This is a genomic window from Arsenophonus sp. ENCA, from assembly GCF_002287155.1.
Classification (GTDB): domain Bacteria; phylum Pseudomonadota; class Gammaproteobacteria; order Enterobacterales; family Enterobacteriaceae; genus Arsenophonus; species Arsenophonus nilaparvatae.
On sequence record NZ_NHNG01000145.1, the window covers coordinates 1 to 3,654 of the forward strand.

The following is a 3,654-nucleotide window of genomic DNA, read 5'->3' on the forward strand; positions in this document are numbered from 1 at the left end:
TACAGGTTTCGATCTTGACCAGCGGGTCACCCAACTTGTCGATCGTCTGTTGGTGATACTGGTTTGCAAAGAGGTCATTCTTAATGGCGCTGCGTTTCTTCATGGTGGTTAGCTCAGTAGACCAGCTTCCGATAACTTTATCAGCAAAATCAAACTCGGCTTAGGTTTTTCGAGGTGCCCTCCAATCGATTATTAATCTGCTGTAAAGATAAAATTAAAAACGGGAGGTTGCAACCTCCCGCAATTGACAATTAAGAAATTGAGTCTGTTAGCCTAAAAATCCAGCCCAATAGCCAACAATGCCTAGAATAAAGAAACCAATGATAATCCATAGTGGATTAACCTTGCGTCTCAATAACCACATACAACCAAAGGTTAGTAATAATGGCACTAAACCCGGCATTAATTGATTGAGGATAGTTTGTACGGTGGTAATTGTCACCTCACCAGTATTGGGATTTTTTATCTCTGATACGACTAAAGGGATATTAACATTAGTCCACTTATTGACTAATGCTCCCATGACAAATAGCCCTAGGATAGAAGCACCTTCGGTCATTTTTTGTAAAAAGCCACCCCCCATGTCATGAACAATATCGAGCCCTTTTTTATAGCCATAGGTAACACCGTAATAACGGGTTAATAAGCGAACTAAATTAAACAAAATAAAAAATAGTAGCGGCCCTAGTAGACTACCTGACATTGCAATTCCGGCACCTAGAGCCGCAAATACTGGACGTACTGTGCCCCAAAAAATAGGGTCACCAACACCCGCTAGAGGGCCCATTAAACCTACTTTGATACCATTAATTGCACCATCATCGATATCCGCGCCATTAGCTCTTTGCTCTTCCATTGCTATGGTGACACCTAAAACAGGCGCAGCTACATAAGGATGGGTATTAAAAAACTCAAGATGGCGTTTAATGGCTTGTTTACGTTCTTCACTGTTTTCAGGGTATAAACGTCGGATCACTGGGATCATTGAAAAACAAAAGCCAAGGGCTTGCATACGTTCAAAGTTCCACGATCCTTGAAAAAGATTGGAACGTAAAAAAACTCCGCGAATATCACCAGCAGTAAGCTTTTTTAGATTTGTTTGGTTTACTGAAGTTGTATCTGCCATTATTACATTCCTTAATTAATCTAATTCATTATCTAAATCACTATTGCCGTTATTTTGCGAAGCAGCAATTTGTGATTGGTTGTATTTTGGACTGAGTTGAATATAGAGAATAGCCATCACAACACCAATCACGCCTAGTGCAACTAGGTTGAAATTGGTAAATGCAGCAGTTACAAAGCCCAAGTAGAAGAATGGCATTAGATAACCCGCACGCATCATATTGATTACCATAGCGTAACCGACAACAACGATCATACCGCCAGCAATATTCAACCCTTTAGTGACAACCTCAGGAATTGAATCCAGTAGGTGTTGGACTTCTGAAGTACCTACAGAGATAGCAACAATTAAAGAAGGAATAGCAATACGCATAGCCTGTAATAACAGAGCTAAGATATGAATTATGGTTAATGCACGTAAATTAGCAGATAATGCAGCGCGATCAGATGCATGTTGGAATGCAACAGTGATTGTCCGAACAATAACGGTCAATACTTGTCCTGCGGCAGCTAAAGGAATTGCTAGTGCAATACCGGTACCAATATCCTGCCCGCCGGCAATAACCAGAATGGTAGAAATAATTGAGGCTAGGGCGGCATCGGGAGCCATGGCCGCACCGATATTCATCCATCCGAGCGCGATCATTTCCAGCGTGCCGCCGATAATTATTCCTGTTTTTAGGTCACCAAGTACGAGACCAATTAGTGTACAAGCAATTAAAGGACGATGAAATTGGAATTCATCTAGCACAGAACCCATACCTGCAATACAGGCAACAAGGAAAACGAGTATGATTTGAACAACGGTAAGCTCCATTGTTTATCTCCTGTAACCAACAACGTTGGTGAATCTATTTTTAAGTCGTGAATGGATAACCAAAAAAGGAAACTCAGTTTTTTGCTTTTTTGATAAGAGCTAACATATCCAGTTTGTTGTCACTAGAAACTTTACGCGCTTCAAGTTCAATGCCTCGTTTGGATAATTGATTGAAAGCATCAATATCCTCATTATCGATCGAGATTGCATTGTTAACCTGTGTTTTACCCTCACGGTATGCCATGCCACCAATATTAACAGACTTTATTTCGACACCACCGTCAACAAGGCGTAAAACGTCTGTTGGATTGGTAAATAACAGCATAACGCGTTCACCGGCATACTTAGGATTATTGTAGACACGAATACATTTTTCTACGTCGACCACATGCGCAGTGACACCCGGTGGCGCAACTTGTTTTAATAAGGTTGAACGAACATGATCTTTAGCAACTTCATTACTGACTACGATAATACGTTTAACTTTTGTCTCTTTGGTCCAGCGAGTAGCCACTTGACCATGAATTAAACGATCATCAATTCGTGCAAGGGCAATAAACATATGGCCTTGCGTAGCTGAATTGGTTACCTTTGGAGGGGGAGTTGGCATCGGTGAATTTTGTGGTTTATCGCTAGTCTGCTGATTGTTGGCTTTAATTTCGCTGCGACCGGTTTCAATAGCAGTGTTGACTAATTCACTAAAAGTAGGATCATCATCACGGGATAGTAACGTAGCAACTAACATGGGGACGTTAACTCCGGTAACTATATCATATTTGTCTTTATCTTTACTTTCGATAATTCGACTAGCGGCGTTAAATGGACTGCCTCCCCACATATCTACTAAAAATAACACACCTTGAGAAACATCGAGCTCATTAAGCTTTTGATTATATTTTTCAATTAATGTATCAGCGTTTTCACCTGGAACAAAATCGATATAAGCGATATTTTGTTGTTCGCCAATCAACATTTCAGCGGTCATGAGCAACTGTTTTGCAGCAACACCATGAGTGCTAATTATAATAGCTACACTCACTACTTTTCCCCTTAAGAAGTAGGTTAAATAATAAAAATGATTATTAGAGTGTACTCTCCGTTGACGGATGAATACAATCAAATAATCACTAATATGAATAGTTTTTCATGTTATAAAGCATTAACCATTATTGAAACTAATTAATTAGTTTATAGATTATCATTTAAGGGCACCTCGAAAAACTCAAGATTTTCAATTAACCCTTGGCTTTCATTCTAAATAATTAGATTTTTTTTGATTATCACGCTACTGATTCTATCGCACATTGCCCTGGCTAGGGCCATTTGACCCATTCTGGGCGTCAGAAAGCCACGATGCACGCGCTCTGGAAGTACGCCAACCGCTTTAGGTTGTAACATGCTGCCATCATCGTCATGGCAAAATTAGCGCGCACCTGTCCAATGGTGCGGATCAGTTTTCTACCCATTTGTTCCATCGCCGCAAATGCATGTTCAACCCGTGCCCTAGTCTTTGCAATCCTGTGGTTTCGCCCTTGCTGAGTCTTGGACAACGGTTTGTTTCGATGGCCTTTACGCTGAATCTGGCTCCTATAGCCGTTTGCCTTCAGCCAAGCTTCCCGCTCCGCAGAGGGATAGCCTCGGTCGGCGTAGATATTGCGATTGGTGTTGGCCTTGTCAATGACCCTTTCGAAATGCTGACTGTCGTGGGTGCT

Annotated in this window: 4 protein-coding genes; all 4 read right to left on the reverse strand. The window is 41.1% G+C overall.

The window, feature by feature from the left end; all coding sequences use genetic code 11:
* Positions 1 to 268: 268 nt before the first annotated feature.
* Entirely contained in the window at positions 269 to 1,126 is an 858-nt protein-coding gene (locus CBG25_RS04005) for a PTS mannose transporter subunit IID (protein ID WP_129109186.1), read from the reverse strand.
* A 15-nt stretch (positions 1,127 to 1,141) separates the two neighbouring features.
* Complete coding sequence (locus CBG25_RS04010; protein ID WP_290604684.1) at positions 1,142 to 1,942, reverse strand: PTS mannose/fructose/sorbose transporter subunit IIC; 801 nt, start codon at positions 1,940 to 1,942, stop codon at positions 1,142 to 1,144.
* Positions 1,943 to 2,015: 73 nt separating this feature from the next.
* Positions 2,016 to 2,981, reverse strand: a complete 966-nt coding sequence (gene manX, locus CBG25_RS04015; protein ID WP_290604686.1) for a PTS mannose transporter subunit IIAB — start codon at positions 2,979 to 2,981, stop codon at positions 2,016 to 2,018.
* A gap of 301 nt (positions 2,982 to 3,282) precedes the next feature.
* Positions 3,283 to 3,654: transposase (locus CBG25_RS04020; protein ID WP_290603757.1), on the reverse strand; the 372-nt coding region annotated here is incomplete at its 5' end.

What these genes read in the sequence shown, in the direction of transcription:
- CBG25_RS04005 (WP_129109186.1), bottom strand. Translation starts at nt 1,126, where the DNA reads ATGGCAGATACAACTTCAGTAAACCAAACAAATCTAAAAAAGCTTACT.
- CBG25_RS04010 (WP_290604684.1), bottom strand. Translation starts at nt 1,942, where the DNA reads ATGGAGCTTACCGTTGTTCAAATCATACTCGTTTTCCTTGTTGCCTGT.